Annotated in this window: 23 protein-coding genes and 1 other RNA gene; 2 read left to right on the top strand and 22 right to left on the bottom strand. The window is 41.0% G+C overall.

All coding sequences use genetic code 11. The features are described 5' to 3' along the window. Window positions 1-15 precede the first annotated feature (15 nt). From purC to SORDD15_RS08785, 12 genes are all read right to left on the bottom strand, one after another. Window positions 16-723: a phosphoribosylaminoimidazolesuccinocarboxamide synthase gene (gene purC, locus SORDD15_RS08830; protein ID WP_061416478.1), complete on the bottom strand. Its 708-nt coding sequence runs from the start codon at window positions 721-723 to the stop codon at window positions 16-18. A 168-nt stretch (window positions 724-891) separates the two neighbouring features. Continuing rightward, the gene (comB, locus tag SORDD15_RS08825) at window positions 892-2,241 is read right to left on the bottom strand and encodes a competence pheromone export protein ComB (RefSeq protein ID WP_061416476.1); all 1,350 of its coding nucleotides are present in this window, start codon (window positions 2,239-2,241) and stop codon (window positions 892-894) included. 12 nt (window positions 2,242-2,253) lie between these two features. After that, a complete protein-coding gene (gene comA, locus SORDD15_RS08820) occupies window positions 2,254-4,407 on the bottom strand; it encodes a peptide cleavage/export ABC transporter ComA (RefSeq protein WP_061416474.1) in 2,154 nt (717 codons plus the stop codon). Window positions 4,408-4,616: 209 nt separating this feature from the next. Next, the gene (locus SORDD15_RS10585; RefSeq protein WP_231097651.1) at window positions 4,617-4,784 is read right to left on the bottom strand and encodes a bacteriocin immunity protein; all 168 of its coding nucleotides are present in this window, start codon (window positions 4,782-4,784) and stop codon (window positions 4,617-4,619) included. Window positions 4,785-4,992: 208 nt separating this feature from the next. Continuing rightward, window positions 4,993-5,208, bottom strand: coding sequence for a bacteriocin immunity protein (locus tag SORDD15_RS10580; protein ID WP_081102415.1), 216 nt, complete (start codon window positions 5,206-5,208; stop codon window positions 4,993-4,995). A 3-nt stretch (window positions 5,209-5,211) separates the two neighbouring features. Next, window positions 5,212-5,367: a smi_0061 family bacteriocin-like peptide gene (locus SORDD15_RS08815; protein WP_000357247.1), complete on the bottom strand. Its 156-nt coding sequence runs from the start codon at window positions 5,365-5,367 to the stop codon at window positions 5,212-5,214. Beyond that, the gene (locus tag SORDD15_RS08810; RefSeq protein WP_061416472.1) at window positions 5,360-5,566 is read right to left on the bottom strand and encodes a hypothetical protein; all 207 of its coding nucleotides are present in this window, start codon (window positions 5,564-5,566) and stop codon (window positions 5,360-5,362) included. The genes SORDD15_RS08815 and SORDD15_RS08810 overlap by 8 nt, the downstream gene beginning before the upstream one ends. Window positions 5,567-5,580: 14 nt before the next feature. Beyond that, entirely contained in the window at window positions 5,581-5,778 is a 198-nt protein-coding gene (locus SORDD15_RS08805; protein WP_061416470.1) for a class IIb bacteriocin, lactobin A/cerein 7B family, read from the bottom strand. Window positions 5,779-6,217: 439 nt separating this feature from the next. Next, complete coding sequence (locus SORDD15_RS08800; RefSeq protein ID WP_061416468.1) at window positions 6,218-6,454, bottom strand: acyl carrier protein; 237 nt, start codon at window positions 6,452-6,454, stop codon at window positions 6,218-6,220. A 5-nt stretch (window positions 6,455-6,459) separates the two neighbouring features. Beyond that, window positions 6,460-7,452, bottom strand: a complete 993-nt coding sequence (gene plsX, locus SORDD15_RS08795; protein WP_061416466.1) for a phosphate acyltransferase PlsX — start codon at window positions 7,450-7,452, stop codon at window positions 6,460-6,462. Then, window positions 7,449-8,219 (bottom strand): DNA repair protein RecO, encoded by a 771-nt coding sequence (recO, locus tag SORDD15_RS08790; protein WP_049478102.1) that lies wholly within the window; start codon window positions 8,217-8,219, stop codon window positions 7,449-7,451. The genes plsX and recO overlap by 4 nt, the downstream gene beginning before the upstream one ends. Further along, window positions 8,216-9,385, bottom strand: a complete 1,170-nt coding sequence (locus tag SORDD15_RS08785; protein WP_061416464.1) for a pyridoxal phosphate-dependent aminotransferase — start codon at window positions 9,383-9,385, stop codon at window positions 8,216-8,218. Before SORDD15_RS08785 ends, recO begins: the two co-directional genes overlap by 4 nt. 151 nt (window positions 9,386-9,536) lie before the next feature. Between SORDD15_RS08785 and SORDD15_RS08780 the strand changes: the two genes are divergently transcribed. After that, on the top strand, window positions 9,537-10,547 hold the full coding sequence (locus tag SORDD15_RS08780; protein ID WP_061416462.1) for a YeiH family protein: 1,011 nt from the start codon (window positions 9,537-9,539) through the stop codon (window positions 10,545-10,547). Between the two features lie 27 nt (window positions 10,548-10,574). Here SORDD15_RS08780 and SORDD15_RS08775 read toward each other — a convergent pair whose 3' ends face one another. The 10 genes from SORDD15_RS08775 to comW form a co-directional block, all read right to left on the bottom strand. Further along, entirely contained in the window at window positions 10,575-11,012 is a 438-nt protein-coding gene (locus SORDD15_RS08775; protein ID WP_061416460.1) for a CoA-binding protein, read from the bottom strand. A 119-nt stretch (window positions 11,013-11,131) separates the two neighbouring features. Then, a complete protein-coding gene (locus tag SORDD15_RS08770) occupies window positions 11,132-12,100 on the bottom strand; it encodes a ribose-phosphate diphosphokinase (RefSeq protein WP_000010181.1) in 969 nt (322 codons plus the stop codon). A gap of 213 nt (window positions 12,101-12,313) precedes the next feature. After that, window positions 12,314-12,808, bottom strand: coding sequence for a beta-class carbonic anhydrase (locus SORDD15_RS08765; RefSeq protein ID WP_061416458.1), 495 nt, complete (start codon window positions 12,806-12,808; stop codon window positions 12,314-12,316). 72 nt (window positions 12,809-12,880) lie between these two features. Then, window positions 12,881-14,245 carry a DNA repair protein RadA gene (radA, locus tag SORDD15_RS08760; protein WP_196756227.1) on the bottom strand — a complete coding sequence of 455 codons (1,365 nt, stop codon included), beginning with the start codon at window positions 14,243-14,245 and terminating at the stop codon, window positions 12,881-12,883. Between the two features lie 39 nt (window positions 14,246-14,284). Continuing rightward, a complete protein-coding gene (locus SORDD15_RS08755; RefSeq protein WP_061416456.1) occupies window positions 14,285-14,773 on the bottom strand; it encodes a hypothetical protein in 489 nt (162 codons plus the stop codon). 63 nt (window positions 14,774-14,836) lie between these two features. Further along, window positions 14,837-15,280 carry a dUTP diphosphatase gene (locus SORDD15_RS08750; protein WP_000701984.1) on the bottom strand — a complete coding sequence of 148 codons (444 nt, stop codon included), beginning with the start codon at window positions 15,278-15,280 and terminating at the stop codon, window positions 14,837-14,839. 65 nt (window positions 15,281-15,345) lie between these two features. Further along, an RNA gene (gene ffs, locus SORDD15_RS08745) (signal recognition particle sRNA small type) lies at window positions 15,346-15,440 on the bottom strand. A gap of 32 nt (window positions 15,441-15,472) precedes the next feature. Continuing rightward, complete coding sequence (gene tadA / locus SORDD15_RS08740; protein ID WP_061416453.1) at window positions 15,473-15,940, bottom strand: tRNA adenosine(34) deaminase TadA; 468 nt, start codon at window positions 15,938-15,940, stop codon at window positions 15,473-15,475. Window positions 15,941-16,140: 200 nt separating this feature from the next. Further along, window positions 16,141-17,427, bottom strand: a complete 1,287-nt coding sequence (locus SORDD15_RS08735) for an adenylosuccinate synthase (RefSeq protein WP_061416450.1) — start codon at window positions 17,425-17,427, stop codon at window positions 16,141-16,143. A 242-nt stretch (window positions 17,428-17,669) separates the two neighbouring features. Further along, a complete protein-coding gene (gene comW / locus SORDD15_RS10575; protein ID WP_061416447.1) occupies window positions 17,670-17,906 on the bottom strand; it encodes a sigma(X)-activator ComW in 237 nt (78 codons plus the stop codon). Window positions 17,907-18,211: 305 nt separating this feature from the next. On the opposite strand from comW, the gene SORDD15_RS08725 reads away from it, so the two are divergent. Beyond that, the coding region (locus tag SORDD15_RS08725) for a transposase family protein (protein ID WP_196756224.1) at window positions 18,212-18,839 on the top strand (628 nt) is incomplete at its 3' end.

Here is an 18,839-nt window from a genome sequence, read left to right as displayed (position 1 = left end):
ACGACCTTGAAGGTGTTATTTTAAACCTTGCAACTTTTCCCAGACAATCTCGTAAACATCAGTTAGTTCTCCCAATCCTCTACGGAAAACATCCTTGTCCATGTGGTTGCCATCTGCATCCCACAAACGGCAGTTATCTGGTGAAAACTCGTCTGCCAAGATAATCTTGCCATCCTTGTCAAAACCAAACTCTAGCTTAAAGTCAATCAACTTAAGCCCAATCTCAGCAAACCAAGCTTTCAAGAGCTCATTGATACGACGGGTTTCTTCCTTCAAGTAAGCAATCTGCTGGTCATCCGCAATTTTAAGGAATTTCACATGCTCGTCATTGATAAAGGGATCATCCAAATCATCATTTTTATAGTAAAATTCGACAATTGGAGTCTCAAATGCGATACCTTCATCAACGCCAAAACGTTTTGAAAAGGAACCAGCCGTGTAATTACGAAGTACGACTTCCAAAGGAATAATCTCAACCTTTTTATTGAGTTGCTCTGTATCCGAAAGTTTCTCTACAAAGTGAGTCTCCACACCAGCCGCATTTAATTTCTCAAAAATAAAAGATGAAATCTGATTATTCAAGACTCCCTTGCCTGCAATCTGCTCCTTCTTGACACCGTTGAAGGCAGTTGCCTGGTCCTTGTAAGTTGAAATAATGAGATTTTCATCCTCAGTTGTATAGATATCCTTAGCTTTTCCCGAATAGATCAGTTGTTTTGACATTTTAAAGTTCGCCTTTCGTTTTACTTGTGCACATTCTACCACAAAAGCATGAAAAATTCAAGGTTTTTACGAATAAATAACGTTTTCCTGTTTTAAGCGTAAAGAAAAACTGCAAGATGAACTCTTCTTACAGTTTTAAAATCATTTATCCTATGAAAAACACGAATATTACCCTTTATTCAAAAATTGATCCCAAAAATAACGGAGATAGCTTTTCTTCCCTGTAATCATCTGTAGACGACCTTCTAAACCATAGCGAAGTTTTGTAGCCTGCTTAGAAGTCAGATGGGTCTCCGCCTCAATTTTAAAGAAATTTCCTTGTTCAGTTTTTGTAGCTGTCGCATCGATACTTGTAATCGTGGAATCCAGGAAAATTTGATTCTTGGCATCATTAGTCGTAGTATAACGAACAGAGTCCCCAATCTTGACTCTAGCAACATCTTTTGAACTGAGATAGGCTGTGAGTTTGGTTTTTCCTTCTTTTTCCAAGGATGGATAGAGTTGGGCTAGCAAGGTTCCTTCTGCGACCATCGTAGTTTCACTGGTCTCAGGATTAAGGTGAAGCACCCCATCCTCACTTGCTGTAATCTTCCCCTTATCGAGGAGACCTCCCTGTACCTTCTTACCCGATTCCGCCTCCAAAATTTTCTGATCTAGAAGAGTTAATTCCTGGCCAACTTTGACTAAGTGCTGAGATTTGAGCGATTCCAGTTGACTATCCAGTCCCGTTGCGTGGGCCTGCTGAGCTCCAGAACCCGCATACTGTACACGATACGTAGCTAGACTAGACTCTAGCTGGGCAATTTGTACATCCACTTGCGCAATAACTTGCGATTTAGCTTGCGGATTTTCTTCACCTTGGTTTTTATAGGTCTGGTAAAAAGAGTAGGCTGGATTCTGACTATCCAGTTGACCTCCCTTTTCAATCGCTGACTTGGCTGTTTTGTAGTCTCGTATTTTTTCCTCTGTTTGGCTGATAAGATTGCCAATCTCGGCCTGGCTCTGACTTGCTGCCGCATTCTGCGAGGAGATGCTGGCATTTTGCTGAGAAACATTGCTTCTTAGACCATTTGCTTGGCTGAGATAGTCTCGAAACATCTCCTGATAACCAAACTTATCCGCCTCTGGAAATTGATCACTCCCCTCTTTCAAACTGGATTGCAAATACCCCAACTGCTTTTTTTGATCCTTTAACATCTCCAATTGACTGGCGTATGCTTCGACCTGGACAGCCTCCGCCCCTTGCTGGTACTGAACGAGTAGTTCCCCCTGCTTGACCAACTTATTTTCTTCCAGATAATTGGCCACAATGCGTTGATTGCTAGTCGACTGGATATTGGCAATGATCCGACTAGGTTCGACAGTCGCTTGGGTAGACAAACTAATCTCCTTCTCTGCAAAAACTGCAAATCCTAGTAAAAACACGAACAGAAGTGACATAGGTAAAATCACCCGACTGGAAAAATTATGATAACGACGATTATAAAACTCCGCACTTTCTAAAAATTCTGGTTTCATCTTCTCCTCTTTCTAGCTATTCACCAAATGGGCGTAAAAGCCACCTCTAGCAAGCAAGTCTGCATGGGTGCCTTCTTCGACAATCTTGCCCTGAGCCAAAACAACAACCTTTTCTGTCCGCTCAGCGATGGTCAAGCGATGGGCGATGAAAATCAAGGTCTTGTCCAAAGCCATAAGATTATCCACGATCCGCTTCTCTGTCAAAATATCCAGACTGCTGGTCGCCTCATCCAATATCAAGACAGGCGCATCTGTCAAGAGAGCACGCGCCAGAGCGATTCGTTGCCGTTGCCCACCAGAAATTCCAGCCCCATCCGAAGTTAATTCTGTCTGATAATTCAGGGGCATACGCTCAATATCCTCCCGAATCTCGGCCAACTCAACCGCCCGTAAGATATCTTCCTGAGTCGTCCCCTCCTTGGCTCCAAGGAGAAGATTCTCCAAAATCGTTCCGTTAAAGACATAGGGCTGTTGAGGCAAATAGTTAATATACTGGCGCAGGGCTTTTTTATCAATCTGATTGAGATTGACACCACCCAGACTAATCTCCCCTTGACTTGGGTCGTAAAAATTAACCATCATCTTGGCCAAGGTGGTCTTTCCTGACCCCGAAATCCCCACAAAAGCCATCTTAGACCCTTGTGGAATGGTCAAATTGATATCCGACAAGACATCACGCCCATAGCCATACTTATAGTGAACTTGTTTAAAGGTCATATCCCCTTGCATCATGCTCAAATCTTCTACCGTTTTCTTCTCCTCAAACTCCGAAGCTACTAGATAGACCTCATTTAAGCGATTATTGGCAACCTGCGCTGTCTGAAGTTTGGTTTGTAGGTTAATGATATTTTCCAAAGGATTGGTAAAGTAAACAAGCAGGGTGTTATAAGTAATCAGCTGACCCAAACTCATTTTCCCATCCATGACAAGAATAGCTCCCAGCCAGAGAACGGCAACATTGAGCAGGAGCTGGGCAACTTTTTTCAGAGCCTTTTGCTGGCTTTCTGCCCGACTATAGGTAAAGGATTTTTTCAGATAAGCCACAAATTCCTTGTCAATCTTTTGGTAACGCTGACTTTCGCTAGTCAAGGACTTGATAGTCTCAATACCGTTGATGTCCTCGATGATAGAAGAAGACAGAACCGCATTGGCTTCCATGGTATCCCGATTCATCTTTTCAAACGGCTTCATAAAGGCAAAGATAATCACTGTATAGATGGGGAGTGCAAGTAAACTAATGAAAAAGAGCGTCATATTTTGTGAAAACAAGACCAGCGAGATAATCAAAATCGTCGACACATCTAGGAAAATCGACAGAATGGTCGACGCCAGCGCATCGATGATACTGTTGGCATCTGTAAAACGAGACACGATTTCTCCTGTCCTGCGTGTCGCAAAAAAGGACATTGGCAGGTGAAAAACATGCTTGATGTAGGACAAAATCACGTCAATCGACAAGCGTTGCCCAAGGATCAGTAGGAGATATTCCTGCGCGTAGGACAAAATCTGCTGGAGGATATAGACGATGACCAGCCCAATAGAGATAATACCCAGTGTCGAGCGCATCTGATCTGGTACGTAACTATCAATGATAGACTGTAGATAATAAGAACCTACAATGTTAATCAGTGTTACCAAGAGTGTCGCTAGAACGATATTGGTAATTAAGCCATGCTGTTTGAGTAAAATCGGCATGAAGGATAAGAGCCCCTGTTTTTTCTCCTTATGAGGTTTATAGCTCGGAGATGGCGCCATAAAAATACTAACCCCTGTCCACTCTTGCGCAAATCGCTCACGGGAAATCTTGGTCAGCTTGACATCAGGATCTGGATCAGCGATATGGATGTGCTTTTTATCCTGACCTATCACCACATAGTAGTGGAGCAACTTCCCTTCCTTGAGCACATGAGCCACAAAAGGAAAGGTCAAATCTGGCAGATCAAAGAGCGTCATATCCGCCTTGATAGCCCGCGTCTCAAACCCAATCTCCTCTGCTACCTTTACAAGCCCCAAAGCCGTCGTCCCATCCATGGTCGTCTTGGCTAATTCTCGTAGATGAGCCAAGGAGTAATAACTACCATAGTAGCCAAATACCATGGCTAAGGAAGCCACGCCACAATCCATCTGATCCACCTGTGGACGATAGTGCCTTTTCCCAAATTTCATATCCTTCTCCTTTTTCTAACAATCTCTTTAAAAATTTGTAAGATTATTTTAACCAAATAAGGATAAAAACAGGAAAACATTCCTAAACAAACCATTTTTACACCTAAAACGCACTTTAAAAAGTATAAACTATCATTTAAATGTAAAAAGCAGAACAAAAGTTCCGCCTGTTTAAAGTAACCATTAAAAAATGAATGCCTAGAAATAAACTATTCTGAAATGATATTCTCTTTACTTCTATAAAGTGAGATAAATGTCATCAAAAATAATGAAATCGTAGGTATATCAAAACATTCAAACCACGTAGGTAAATTTATTTTGTTTACATCAGCCACAATTCTAATCATTAGATAAGTTATAGAGCTAAACAATACAATAAACTCTGGTCAAGCTTTTTGTAGCAATTAAACGACTTTCATCTCCAACTCCAATCTGACATTCCATCAATTCTCTATCTTACTATCTATTGTTTTGTACTTGTATCCTCCATAAAACAAACTAAGCAGAATCGGATAAGTCTCTAGATAAAACAAGGTGGAAAAACTCCGCCATTTACATGCACAAAATCCTTTCCATTCAGATTCATCATTTATAGTTTTGATTATTTTTCTTCAAATCCTTACAAAAAATACCAAAATAGCCTGCAGCAATCAAACCTATTAAACTCCATTGCCAATCAAAAGATACTAGCGAACTCGTACGAATTAGATGAAGCGTAAGATTAAGACCTATTCCTAACAAAGGAAGTATAGTGGCTAGCTTAGGTAACAATGTATTGAGATTTAGGTTACGATTGTTCATTACCTAACGACCGCGACGAGCCAAATCTGAACCAAATTTGTAACCAGCTCCAAATGCGCTGAATGCAATAGCACTTAGACCAAATATAATCGAAATAGGCTCAATTCCTCCTTCGATTGCTTGCAAATCTTTCTCATCAATTACTTGAAATTTATCCATTCTCTTCTCCTTTACTTCTATATAATAAAATGAACACCATTAAAAACAATGAAATTGTCGGTATATTAAAATCATCAAACCAAGTAGGTAAGGATATCTTATTTACATCAGCTACTAACCTGATGATTGTATAAGATATTGAACTAAGTAATACCATAAGTTCAGGCCAAACCTTTAGTATCATTTTAACGAATTTCATACATATCTCCAAAATTATGGTCTATTAGCATAATAGCCCGCAGCTACTCCTACACCTGCTGAAGTTGTAGCAAGCGCAGCCACACCTCCAATTAATTTCCAACTAATAACTACACCACCAATAATAATTGGTGCAAGCCCCCCATTCACATCCGTCAACTCTTCTTCTGTAAGAGCTACAAAGTTCTGTTCCATGTTGTCAAAATTTGTCATCTTTTTTCTCCTTATTTTTTCTATATATTTAATCTTTAACCTCTAAGCCACTTAAATAGCCAGATTGGGTAAATTACTGAAATCATTTTCTTCTCTCCTTCCTTTTCTTCTCACTTATCTATTCGAGAAGTAATTTAAAATGAACAGGTAAATTTCATTTATTTTAAATACCATTTGATCAACCATGGTAATAAGATTGGTAAATACATCGCGTAATCTCCTTTCTTTTTTTCTTACCTATCTATTCGAAAAACAATTCGAAAATGAACAATTCATTCATTTTTATTTTAAAAACCACTTAATAAACCACGGATAAAAACCGGTCACATACATAAACGTTCCTCCTTTTTCTTTCTCATCTCTTTATTCGCAATTTCTACTAAAAGTTTCTCTTTTTTCCGCAAATAAAAAAACAACATGACTTGCATGTTGCTTTTGGCTATTTTTTATCTTTAATAATCGCTACTACATCCGCTACACTTTGAAGTTGATCGATTTCCTCATCAGTGATTTCGATACCAAATTCATCTTCTAGCGTTAGGACGAACTCCATCAAGTCCACTGAGTCCGCATCTAGGTCATCTTTCAAACTCAAGGCCTCTGTTACGACAAAGTCCTCTCCCTGTCGCTCTTGGATAATGGTTACAATACGGTCAAAAATTTCTTTTTCTGTCATCTTTTTTATTCTCCTGAAAATTCACGCGCAGTTTGAGCAACTACGTCTGTTTCTAGCATGGTACGAATCTGACGAATCGTACTGTACACAGCCTTGGCATCACTTGAGCCATGAGTTTTTACAACTGGCGCCTTGACGCCAAACAAGACTGCTCCTCCAACATCTGAATAGTTGAGCTGTGTCTTCAACCCCTTAAGACTATCCTTGAGAAGGAGAGCACCTAGCTTCGCTCGAAGGCCACCACCCGTAATAGCATTTTTAAGTAAGCCCATGATTCCCAAAGCTGTACCTTCAATGGATTTGAGAACAGCGTTTCCCGTGAAACCATCTGTTACGACAACATCCGCAACGCCATTCATCAAATCACGCGCTTCCACATTTCCGACAAAGTTCAGATTCTCATCAGCTACTAGCAAGTCGTATGTTTCCTTGCGAAGGGGATCTCCCTTGCTACTTTCTGTTCCATTGTTGAGCAAACCAACACGTGGTCTCGAAATCCCACGAACATTTTTCGCATAGAAGGAACCCAAAACAGCGTATTGGTGCAGATGATGGGCTGTATTTTCCGCATTGGCACCGAGATCTAGCATATCAAACCCTTTTCCATCAATGGTCGGTAAGGTCGACATGAGTCCAGGACGGTCGATATTCTTGATACGACCTACAATGAAGAATCCTGCAGCCAACAAGGCACCTGTATTCCCAGCTGAGAGGACAGCGTCTGCCTCTCCATCCTTGACAGCCTTAGCTGCTAATACCATGCTGGCATTTTTCTTCTTACGGATAGCTTTTGTCGGCTCATCGTCTGAGTTGATTTTCTCATCCGTATGGATAATGCTGACGCGCTCTGTAGCCGTTAGATATTGCTTGATCTTGCTTTCATCTCCATATAGTTGAATCTCAATATCTGAAAAGTCAGCAAGGGCTTGGTTGACACCCTCAACGATGGCTTGAGGTGCGTAATCGCCCCCCATAGCATCTACTGCGATTTTTTTCATTTGTCTTCCTCTTTTAGTAATTGTCCCCAGTCTGCCAGGGAATCAATAAATTTCTTTGATTTTAGGTGAATCCCAACGTACTCTTCGTAGAGTTGATCCATAAATTGGCGTAGCTCTTGCTTGATTTCTGCCTTAAGCGAAATAGTCTCCAAGGTTTCAAAATCAATAGCCTGAAATTGATTGAGCAGATAAGGGATATTGGGATTGAGATGGCAACGTCTCTCATCTTCATGATAATGCTCTGGACAGAGGCAGGCTCCATATTTGAAAGAAAAGTCAAAAGCCTGACCCACCCGATGGCAAAAGACACACTCATTAAAATTAAGGCTGATTCCAAATCGAGTCAAGATTTGAATTTCAAAAATATTGGTTAAAACCTGATAATCTATCCCTGCTTCCATCAACTCCAGAGTCTTCCTCAAGAAAGCAAACAAGGGAGCATCCTGCTGGTTATCCTGCAAACTAGCATCTGCAAGAGCAGCCACATAGGTTGCATAGGCCATGACAAAGAGGTCACTATTAATCTTAGGAAAGGTCATCACCTCATGGTAGTCCTCGATATAGCTGAGCCCATCATCATTGATTCGTAAGAGAAATCGCGCTAACACCAAGGGCTGAATAACCGGAGCTAGTTTGGACTGACCAGCGTGTTTGACGAAAAACATGCGCTTGCCAGCCTGCTCGGTAAAAATCTTGACTAACTTGTCATCCTCACGAAAATTACGATTGTAGAGCACCAAGCCTTGACTCGTGATAGACTGAATCATGCTTCTCTCATGTACTCCTCAAGTCGTTTCATGGCTTCTTTGATAGTCTCCATGCTAGCTGCATAAGACAGACGCACATAGCCTTCTCCGTAACGCCCAAAGGCGGCGCCAGGGATAAAGGCAACGGCCTTCTTCTGAGCAAAATCCTTCAGAAAAGCAAAGGAGTCTTGATTGTAGCCCGCTGGAATCTTAGCAAAGATATAGAAGGCCCCATCTGGTTTGATAATCTCAAAACCAAGAGCAGTCATCTTTTCGATGATATAATCACGACGCTGGATGTATTCATTCTTCATAGGTTCTGCATCGTTTTTACCAGCGGTCAAAGCCTCCACCGCAGCATGTTGAGCCATGGTATTTGCGGCAGTGACCAAGTACTGGTGACTCTTGATTAACTGAGCTGTGAAAGCCGCAGGAGCAAAGATAAAGCCTAAACGCCAACCTGTCATAGCATGCGATTTAGACAAGCCATTGATAATAATAGCCTGGTCTCTCAGCATAGTTCCCAGAGATACATGGGCTTCGCCTGTATAGGTTAATTCTGAATAAACCTCATCACAGACAACGAAAATCTCATACTTGCGTAAAACGTCTGCCAAGGCTTCCAACTGCTCCCGACTATAGGTAATTCCTGTCGGATTAGCTGGATAGTTGAGAATGACGGCTTTGAGCTTGTCCCCTTGCTCCAAAATGGCCTTTTCCAACATCTCAGGAGTCAAGACAAAACCATTTTCAGTTGTATCAATCTCGACAATCTCTGCCCCAACCAGATTGACAATCGGTTCATATCCTGGATAGGCAGGAGCTGGCAAGAGCACCTTGTCCCCCTCTTCCAAAATAGCTGTCAAAGTAGCAGATAAAGCCTCTGTCGCCCCAATTGTAACCAAAATTTCATTTTCAGAATTGTAATCTAGCTGGTATTTTTCTTTTACAAAATCACTGGCTGCCTGACGTAATGTTAACAGACCACTCATCCCTGTGTAGTAGGATTGGTTCTGGTCGATGGCCCGCTTAGCCGCCTCCTTGACGTGATCTGGCGTTGTAAAATCAGGTTCTCCCAAGGTCAAACGCAGGACCCCAGGAATCTCCGAAATAGCCTGGTCAAACTGGCGAATCAAGGAAACTTGAATCTTGTCTAACTGTTTATTAAAGCGCTTGGTTAAGTCCATAGATATCCCCCTTGCTTACAGAACATAGTACTATTATACTACAAAAGCTCCCTGACCGCAAAATCCATCTGAACCCCGCATTTTTCACTTTCTGTTTTACTTTTCTTCTCAACAGGACTATAATAATAAGTGCTTATTTTCGGAGGTTTATATGTCATTTTTATCAAAAAATGGAGCAGGCATCTTGGCCTGCCTTCTCATTTCCATCCTATCTTGGTACTTAGGCGAATTCTTCCCTGTCATTGGCGCACCCGTTTTTGCGATTTTTATGGGAATGCTTCTCCATCACTTTCTCTCATCCTATAAACAACTGGATGCTGGTTTGACCTTTAGTTCCAAAAAATTACTCCAGTATGCTGTTATCTTGCTTGGTTTTGGTCTCAATATCTCGCAAGTCTTTGCAGTTGGACAAACTTCACTCCCTGTCATCCTTTCCACCATTTCGATTTCCTTAATCGTCGCCTACCTCTTCCAGCGTTTCTTTGTGCTAGATACAAAACTGGCTACCTTGATTGGAGTGGGTTCTTCTATCTGTGGTGGTTCTGCCATTGCTGCGACAGCGCCCGTTATCCATGCCAAGGAAAAAGAAGTTGCCCAAGCCATTTCCGTTATCTTTTTCTTCAATATCTTGGCTGCGCTCATCTTTCCAACTCTAGGAACCTGGCTTCATCTATCCAATGATGGCTTTGCTCTCTTTGCAGGAACTGCGGTCAATGATACTTCTTCTGTAACGGCCACAGCTAGTGCTTGGGACAGTCTTTATCAGACCAATACCCTCGAGTCGGCAACCATTGTTAAACTCACGCGCACCTTAGCGATCATCCCTATCACTCTCTTCCTCTCCTACTGGCAAAGTCGCCAGCAAGAGAATAAGCAAGGCCTACAACTGAAAAAAGTTTTCCCACTTTTTATCCTTTATTTTATCCTGGCCTCTCTCTTAACGACTCTCCTTACCTCTCTCGGTGTGTCCAGTAGCTTCTTTACCCCTCTCAAACAACTCTCTAAATTCCTCATCATCATGGCCATGAGTGCCATCGGTCTCAAAACTAATCTAATTGCCATGGTTAGATCCAGTGGCAAATCTATTGTCCTCGGAGCCCTTTGCTGGATTGCCATCATCCTCACCAGTCTTGGCATGCAAGCATTGATTGGTACTTTATAACACAAAAGGTAGCCCATGGCTACCTTTTTATTGTTCAAGAATTAAGCGAGTATGTTCTCTCTTAATACAGCGATTCATCACAATGTCATCGCATCCTCCAGCACGCAGGATTTCTTCCGCTTCTAGACTTTCAAGTCCCAGTTGAGCCCAGAAAATCTTAGCATCAGCCTTGAGAAAATCACGCGCCACATCTGGTAAAAACTCGCTACGTCGGTATACATTGATAATGTCCACAGGAAAAGGAATCTCAGCTAGACTCGCATAAACCTTCTCTCCCAAGATTTCCCCACCTGTAGCCTTGGGATTAACTGGAATGATTTTATAGCCCCGAGCTTGCATTTCCTTGGTCACTCGATTACTAGTTGTTTCCTCACGATCGGACAAACCCACTACCGCTAATGTTTTACTGGTTGCAAGATACTGACGGATTACTCCATCACTTGGGTTGATAAATTCTTGACTCATAGAAATCCTCCTTTTTTCTCAGTATAGCACATTTTGAAAAGGCTTGCAGGTTTTGACTACAAAAATCTCCTAGCAAGAAAAGAAACTTGCTAGGAGAACTATCTATTTCAAGTGAAAGATTAGATTTTTTTCTCGATACTAAATAATGGAGAAAGAGGACGTTTTTCATGAATACGGATAATAGCATCACCTAAAAGATGAGCAATCGAAATTTGTTCAATCTTATCAATCAAACGCTCTTCTGGTAGGTAGATGGTATCCAAAACAACCAATTTCTTAATAGCTGATTTTTGGATATTGTCCATAGCAGGACCAGAAAGTACTGGGTGCGTACAGCTTGCATATACTTCAACAGCACCTGCTTCAGCAAGAGCGTCCGCCGCATGACAAATAGTTCCAGCTGTATCGATCATATCGTCAATCAAGATACAAGTCTTACCTTCTACCTTACCGATAATATTCATCACTTCACTGGTATTCATCTTGTCTACACTACGGCGTTTGTCAATAATCGCAATCGGAGTTTTCAAAAACTCTGCCAATTTACGAGCACGAGTCACTCCACCATGGTCTGGACTGACAACCACGTAGTCAGAGCCAACCATGCCACGACGTTCAAAATAGTCCGCAATCAATGGAGCACCCATCAAGTGATCTACAGGAATATCAAAGAATCCCTGAATCTGTGCAGCGTGCAAATCAATCGTCAACAAACGATCTACCCCAGCAACTTCTAGCATATTTGCAACAAGTTTTGAAGTGATTGGCTCACGTGCGCGCGCCTTTCTATCCTGACGTGCATAGCCATAGTAAGGCATGACAACGTTGACAGATTCTGCACTGGCACGCTTCAATGCGTCCACCATAATCAAAATTTCAAGTAAATTATCATTTACAGGTGAACTAGTTGACTGTAGGATAAAGACGTGTTTTCCACGGATTGATTCTTCGATGTTGACCTGAATCTCCCCGTCTGAAAATTGACGAACAGTCGATTTCCCCAACTCTATCCCAATTTCTTGCGCCACACGCTCTGCCAATTCTCTATTAGAAGAAAGGGCAAACAGCTTTAAATCAGAAAAAGACATGATTTCCTCCGGTATTTATGTATCACTTGTTTTTACACAACATTTTCCATCTACCATTGTAGCGCTTTTTCCTTTATTTTTCAATCAAAAATAAAACAAGAGCAAACATTTATACCCTTGTTTTATACTATTTTATATTAGCTATATTAAAATTAAAAATCCTACATTTTAACAATCGATTTTATGCTAAGATGAGATTTTTTCGAGACAAAGTTAGTATACTTCTCTCATACTTCCTGTATCCACATCATAGACAGCACCTGAAATAACCACATCATCAGGAATCAGTGGAGATTCTCGAAGCAATTGCATATCCTCTCTCACACTCTCTTCAACATCCTGAAATGGTAAAAAATCTTGATCAGACACATCAACTCCGAGCTCGTGTTTCAACTGTTCATGAAAACTTTCATTTTGAAAGGTTTGAGCTCCACAGTCTGTATGGTGAAGTACTACAATCTCTCTAGTCCCCATTTGTTGCTGGGAAATCACCAGTGAACGAATCATGTCTTCAGTCACTCGACCACCCGCATTCCGCAAGATATGAGCATCCCCAAGTGCCAAACCTAGAGCTTGCGCAACGTGCAGACGTGAGTCCATGCAGGTCACAATAGCCACTCTTGTTTTGGGTTTGATTGGCAAATTTAACTGTCCATGTAGGGCAACATAAGCCTGATTAGCTTTCATAAACTGTTCAAAATACGACACGATTCCCTCCTCAAAAATTTGATAATCAAATATTTCTCCTATCTTATCATTTTTAAGAGGATTTGTCACGGATTATGCAAAGACCTTTTTCAAAACTTCCTGAATCGTTGTCACACCAATGACCTCAATTTCCTTGGGTGGAGTGATTCCTGTCAAGGAATTCTTGGGTACATAAATCTTGGTAAAGCCTAGCTTTGCAGCTTCATTGATACGTTGTTCGATACGATTCACGCGCCGAATTTCTCCGGTCAAGCCCAGTTCACCCACAAAACATTCCTGAGGATTGGTAGGCTTGTCCTTGTAACTAGAGGCAATAGCCACTGCAACGGCTAAGTCAATGGCAGGCTCATCCAATTTCACACCACCAGCAGATTTGAGATAGGCATCCTGGTTTTGCAAGAGAAGCCCTGCTCGTTTTTCCAAAACAGCCATAATCAGACTTGCACGATTAAAATCAAGTCCTGTCGTCGTGCGTTTAGCATTTCCAAACATGGTTGGTGTTACCAAAGCCTGAACCTCCGCCAAAATCGGACGGGTCCCTTCCATGGTCACAACGATTGAAGAGCCAGTAGCCCCATCCAAACGCTCCTCTAGGAAAACTTGACTCGGATTGAGCACCTCAACCAATCCGCCCGACTGCATCTCAAAGATGCCAATCTCATTAGTGGAACCAAAACGGTTTTTGACTGCTCTCAAGATACGAAAGGTATGGTGGCGCTCCCCTTCAAAGTAAAGCACTGTATCCACCATATGCTCCAACATACGCGGACCCGCCAAGGTTCCTTCCTTAGTCACATGCCCTACGATAAAGATGGCAATGTTATTGGTCTTAGCCAGCTGCATAAGCTCAGCGGTCACCTCACGCACCTGAGACACAGACCCCTGCACCCCTGAAATCTCAGGAGACATAATGGTCTGGATGGAGTCAATAATGAGGAAGGCTGGCTGAATTCTTTCTACTTCTGCGCGAACACTCTGCATATTGGTCTCTGCATAGAGATAAAACTCACTATCAATATCACCCAAGCGCTCTGCACGGAGTTTGATCTGCTGGGCAGACTCCTCCCCAGAGACATAGAGAACTGTTCCCACTTGGGACAGCTGAGTTGAGACTTGTAAGAGAAGGGTTGATTTCCCGATTCCTGGATCCCCACCGATAAGGACGAGACTCCCTGGTACCACTCCACCTCCAAGTACACGGTTGAATTCCTCCATCTCCGTCTTTGTTCGATTGACATTGATGGAAGTCACCTCGGCCAGTTTCATAGGCTTGGTTTTCTCACCTGTCAAGGACACACGGGCATTTTTGACCTCGGCAACATCGATCTCTTCTACAAAAGAAGACCAAGACCCACAGTTAGGACAACGCCCTAGATATTTTGGGGAATTATACCCACAATTTTGACATACAAATGTCGCTTTTTTCTTTGCGATGATTCTAATCCTCTCATTTTAAAATTTCTTTTTTTCACGCTATCAACTATCTTTCTTTAAAACAGTCAACCCGCCATCATCTGCATAAGCATAATACTCTCCATCCGGACTAAAACCAAAAATATACGGTAAATAACCTTTATAAATTTGTACCCTAGTTTCTTTATCCTTTTCCCAAAAAATGGTTAAAATCGGATACTTCCCAGATTGATCTTTTTCCATTGTCACTCGGATATCTTCCCCATTGTCCAAAGGGAGACTTCCACCATATTGTCCCGCAATAGAAATGGGAGAATCACAGCCCTCATACATGGCTACTAATTCCGTCTCATCATAATCCCCATCTACAGGAGTTACCTGATCATTTTCACAGTCAATTATTGACATATATTCTGAAGAAATACAAAGAATTTTATAATAGGCTTCCGGAAGAAAAGCTAAGTAAAGAAATCCTCCAATACTGATATTATAGACTTTCTTATACCCTTGACAATTTTCTGGAGTAAAAGACTGAAAGTCTTTATAACTCATTTTATTATCCTTCTTTCTATCAGCTGATTTCTCCTGTTATGGTTTTGAAAGCAGGTCCTTATCTTAATGCCCTGTCGATCCAAAACCACCAGTTCGCACGCCGTCTGCCTCATCTCCGTCTGCGATTAAAAATGGAGCAAAGACAGCCTGAACCACACGTTCTCCAACTTCGAGAATCACTTCTTGGTCAGTAATGTTTTTCATCTGAGCAAAGATATGGCCTTCATTCCCAGGATTCCCATAATAATCTCCATCAATGACCCCAACTGAGTTAATCAAGACCAAACCCTTCTTACGAGGATTTGAAGAGCGATCATAGAGGTAGAGAACCTCAGTCGGTTGCATATAAGCCTTAACCCCTGTCGGAACCAAGACAATCTCTCCTGGAGCAATAACCGTACGCACAGCAACCTTTAAATCATAACCAGCTGCATGGGCTGTCTCACGCTTAGGTAACAAATTTTCATCTGTAAAACTCGAAACCAATTCAAAACCACGAATTTTCATATTTTTCTCTTTTCTATAATCATAATCATTTATTCTAGGCTATTTTATCTTATTTATTCGAAAAAAGCACGAAAAAAGAGCACACAATTCACACTCGCTTAGGGCTGCTGGATTCCTCCCCTGACCCGCTTCACGCAGAACTGTTGCTCCACTATTTATTATATCACATTCCTATTCATTTTAAAAGAAAAATTATTTTTTCCGTCGATTTCGGAAAAAGTCCTGCATAATCGCTGCACAGTCATCTTTCAAAATTCCCGTTTCTACCTCTACACGATGATTGAGACGCTCATCTGTCAAAATATCGTACAAACTTCCAGCTGCACCAAATTTCTGGTTTTTAGCCCCGTAGACTACGTTTGGAATACGGGCAAGCCCAATCGCCCCGCTACACATCACACACGGCTCAATGGTCACAAAAAGCGTGCAATTCAGCAAGCGCCAACTCTCCTCACTCAAGTTCGCATTCTCTATAGCCATGATTTCTGCATGCATGACCGCCCGTTGCAACTCCTCGCGCGCATTATGCCCCCTACCAATGATTTCTCCATCCTTGACAATCACACAACCAATTGGAATTTCATCGTGTTCTAAGGCAATCTCAGCCTCTCTCAAAGCCTCTCTCATAAAGGCTTCTTTTTCTTCAACTGTATAATTCATCGTTCTTCTCTTTTCCTACTTGTCGATTTTATTATTATATCATGATTCTCAACACAAAAAAAGCCACCGAATGCGGTGACTTAATAGGGAGATTATTATGAAAAAGAAAAGTTTAGGATATTTGTTACAACAAGTTAGGAGGTCTTCTTGTAACTGTCTATAGTATACCCAACCTGTCTTAAACTAATCTTAAAAATCTCCTATGACCAAACACTTTCTAAAATATTAGTTTGTTCACGACCGGGACCTACTGAGAAAGTTGAGATACGAACACCAACCAACTCACTTACACGACGAACATAGTTACGTGCATTCTCAGGAAGGTCTTCTAAATTACGGACTCCAGTAATGTCTTCCGACCAACCTGGCAATTCCTCGTAGATTGGCTTGCAACGTTTCAACTGCTCAAGACTAGCAGGATAGTAATCAATACGTTGACCATCAAGATCATAGGCCACACAAATTTTCACAGTATCCAAACCACTCAAAACATCGATAGAGTTCAATGAAAGATTGGTAATACCAGATACACGACGGCTGTGACGCATCACAACTGAGTCAAACCAACCTACACGACGTGGACGGCCAGTTGTTGTACCGTATTCATGACCTACTTCACGGATGCGATCTCCCACTTCATCAAACAATTCAGTTGGGAAAGGCCCATCTCCTACACGACTCGTATAGGCTTTACATACACCTACAACCTTGTCAATCTTACTTGGACCAACACCAGAACCAATGGTCACACCACCAGCCACAGGGTTTGATGACGTAACAAATGGATAAGTACCTTGGTCGATATCTAGCATAACACCTTGGGCACCTTCAAACAGCACACGTTTACCGTTATCAAGCGCATCGTTCAAGATAACGGATGTATCTGTCACATATTGCTTGATTTGTTGACCATACTCATAGTATTCTTCAAAAATATCATCAACTGAAATAGGGGCGCTATCATACAATTTTTCAAATAGACGATTCTTTTCAGCAAGGTTACGTTCTAAACGCTCACGGAAAATGTCTTTATCCAAAAGATCCGCAATACGGATACCGACACGAGCAGCTTTGTCCATATATGCTGGACCAATTCCCTTTATTGTAGTACCAATCTTATTGTCACCCTTAGCCTCTTCTTGCAAACGATCCAACTCAATGTGATAAGGCAAAATAACATGCGCACGATCAGAAATACGCAAGTTATCAGTTGCCACACCTTCCTCATGAAGATAACTCAACTCTTTCACAAGGGATTTTGGGTTCACGACCATCCCATTCCCAATAACAGAGATTTTTTCAGGGAAGAAAATCCCAGATGGAATCAAGTGCAACTTAAATTTCTTACCATCAATCACAATCGTGTGACCAGCATTATCACCACCTTGGTAACGAGCAATTACCTCTGCATTAGCAGAAAGAAAATCTGTAATTTTCCCTTTACCTTCATCACCCCACTGGGTACCTACAACAACAACTGAAGTCATAATAAAATTCGTCTGAGCTACTAGTAGCTCGTCCTTTCTCATATACATGGCAGGAATTTCACCCGCAATTATATCTCACAATTTATTATAAGAAAAAAACACTATTTTATCAAGAAGAAACAGTAGAAAAGATTTGGAAATTCTCTCATTTCTAAATACAGAAGTCTCTGATTATAAGCTAATTCTATATTTTTTTAAAATACATCTATAACCATCGTTCGTAATTATGATATAGATGCTTCCTATTGGATAAGAGTTGTACCACCTTGCAGGAATTTATCTAGATATAGACGATAAGCTGTTTTAAAGTGATATAGTGAAAAGTCCCTATCACTTTTTATTTTAAATCGGATTAAGTAATATAGTAAAAACCGAAGATGAAGTGATTCCCACTCTGCACAACTCTGACCTAAAGAGGCATATTCTTGTTCAACTAGTTTCAAAAAGACAAATGCTCGATCATAAAATTTCTGAAGCATATAAAAACTCCCTTTCTTATTAGTAACACTAGTCTAACAAAAAAAGGAACTAACAAAGCTTCAAATCCTATAAAAGAAGAATTGAAAGCTAAACGAACTAAAAATAAAATAAAGAGGTAATTACAGATTTAAAAATTAAAATTTGAAATTTCAACAATCCACTATATTTATAAATAAAAAAGGCTCTATAATATTTGTAGTGGGTAAATCCCCTATAGATCTTATGGAGCCTATTTTGTTGTAGAAAAAAAGTCCCATAAGATCTATAATGAAAAGCGACTAAACAACTCATTAGAAAGAATCATATGGAACCATTACATTTTATCACAAAACTACTCGATATTAAAGACCCTAATATCCAGATTCTAGATATCATCAATAAGGATACACACAAGGAAATCATCGCTAAACTGGATTATGAAGCCCCATCTTGTCCTCATTGCGGAAATCAAATGAAGAAATATGACTTCCAAAAACCTTCTAAGATTCCTTACCTTGAAACAACTGGTATGCCTACCAGAATTCTTCTGAAAAAGCGTCGTTTCAAGTGCTATCAGTGTTCGAAAATGATAATCGCTGAGACTTCCCTAGTCAAGAAAAATCACCAAATCCCTCGTATGATCAATCAAAAGATTGCTCAAAAGTTAATTGAAAAAACTTCGATGACCGATATTGCTCATCAGCTGGCTATTTCAACTTCGACTGTCATACGTAAACTGAATGACTTCCGTTTTTATCATGATTTTTCTCGTCTTCCAGAGATTATGTCTTGGGACGAGTATGCCTTCACTAAGGGCAAGATGAGTTTCATTGCACAAGATTTTGAAAAGCTCAATATCATCACTGTCCTTGAAGGCAGGACACAAACTATCATCCGAAATCACTTTCTTCGCTACGATAGAACCGTTCGTTGCCAGGTGAAAATCATTACAA

Origin of the sequence: Streptococcus oralis, assembly GCF_001578935.1 — a bacterium.
Classification (GTDB): Bacteria; Bacillota; Bacilli; order Lactobacillales; family Streptococcaceae; genus Streptococcus; species Streptococcus oralis_R.
Note: the sequence above shows the minus strand (reverse complement) of the source record. Positions and strands in the feature narration are given on the sequence as shown.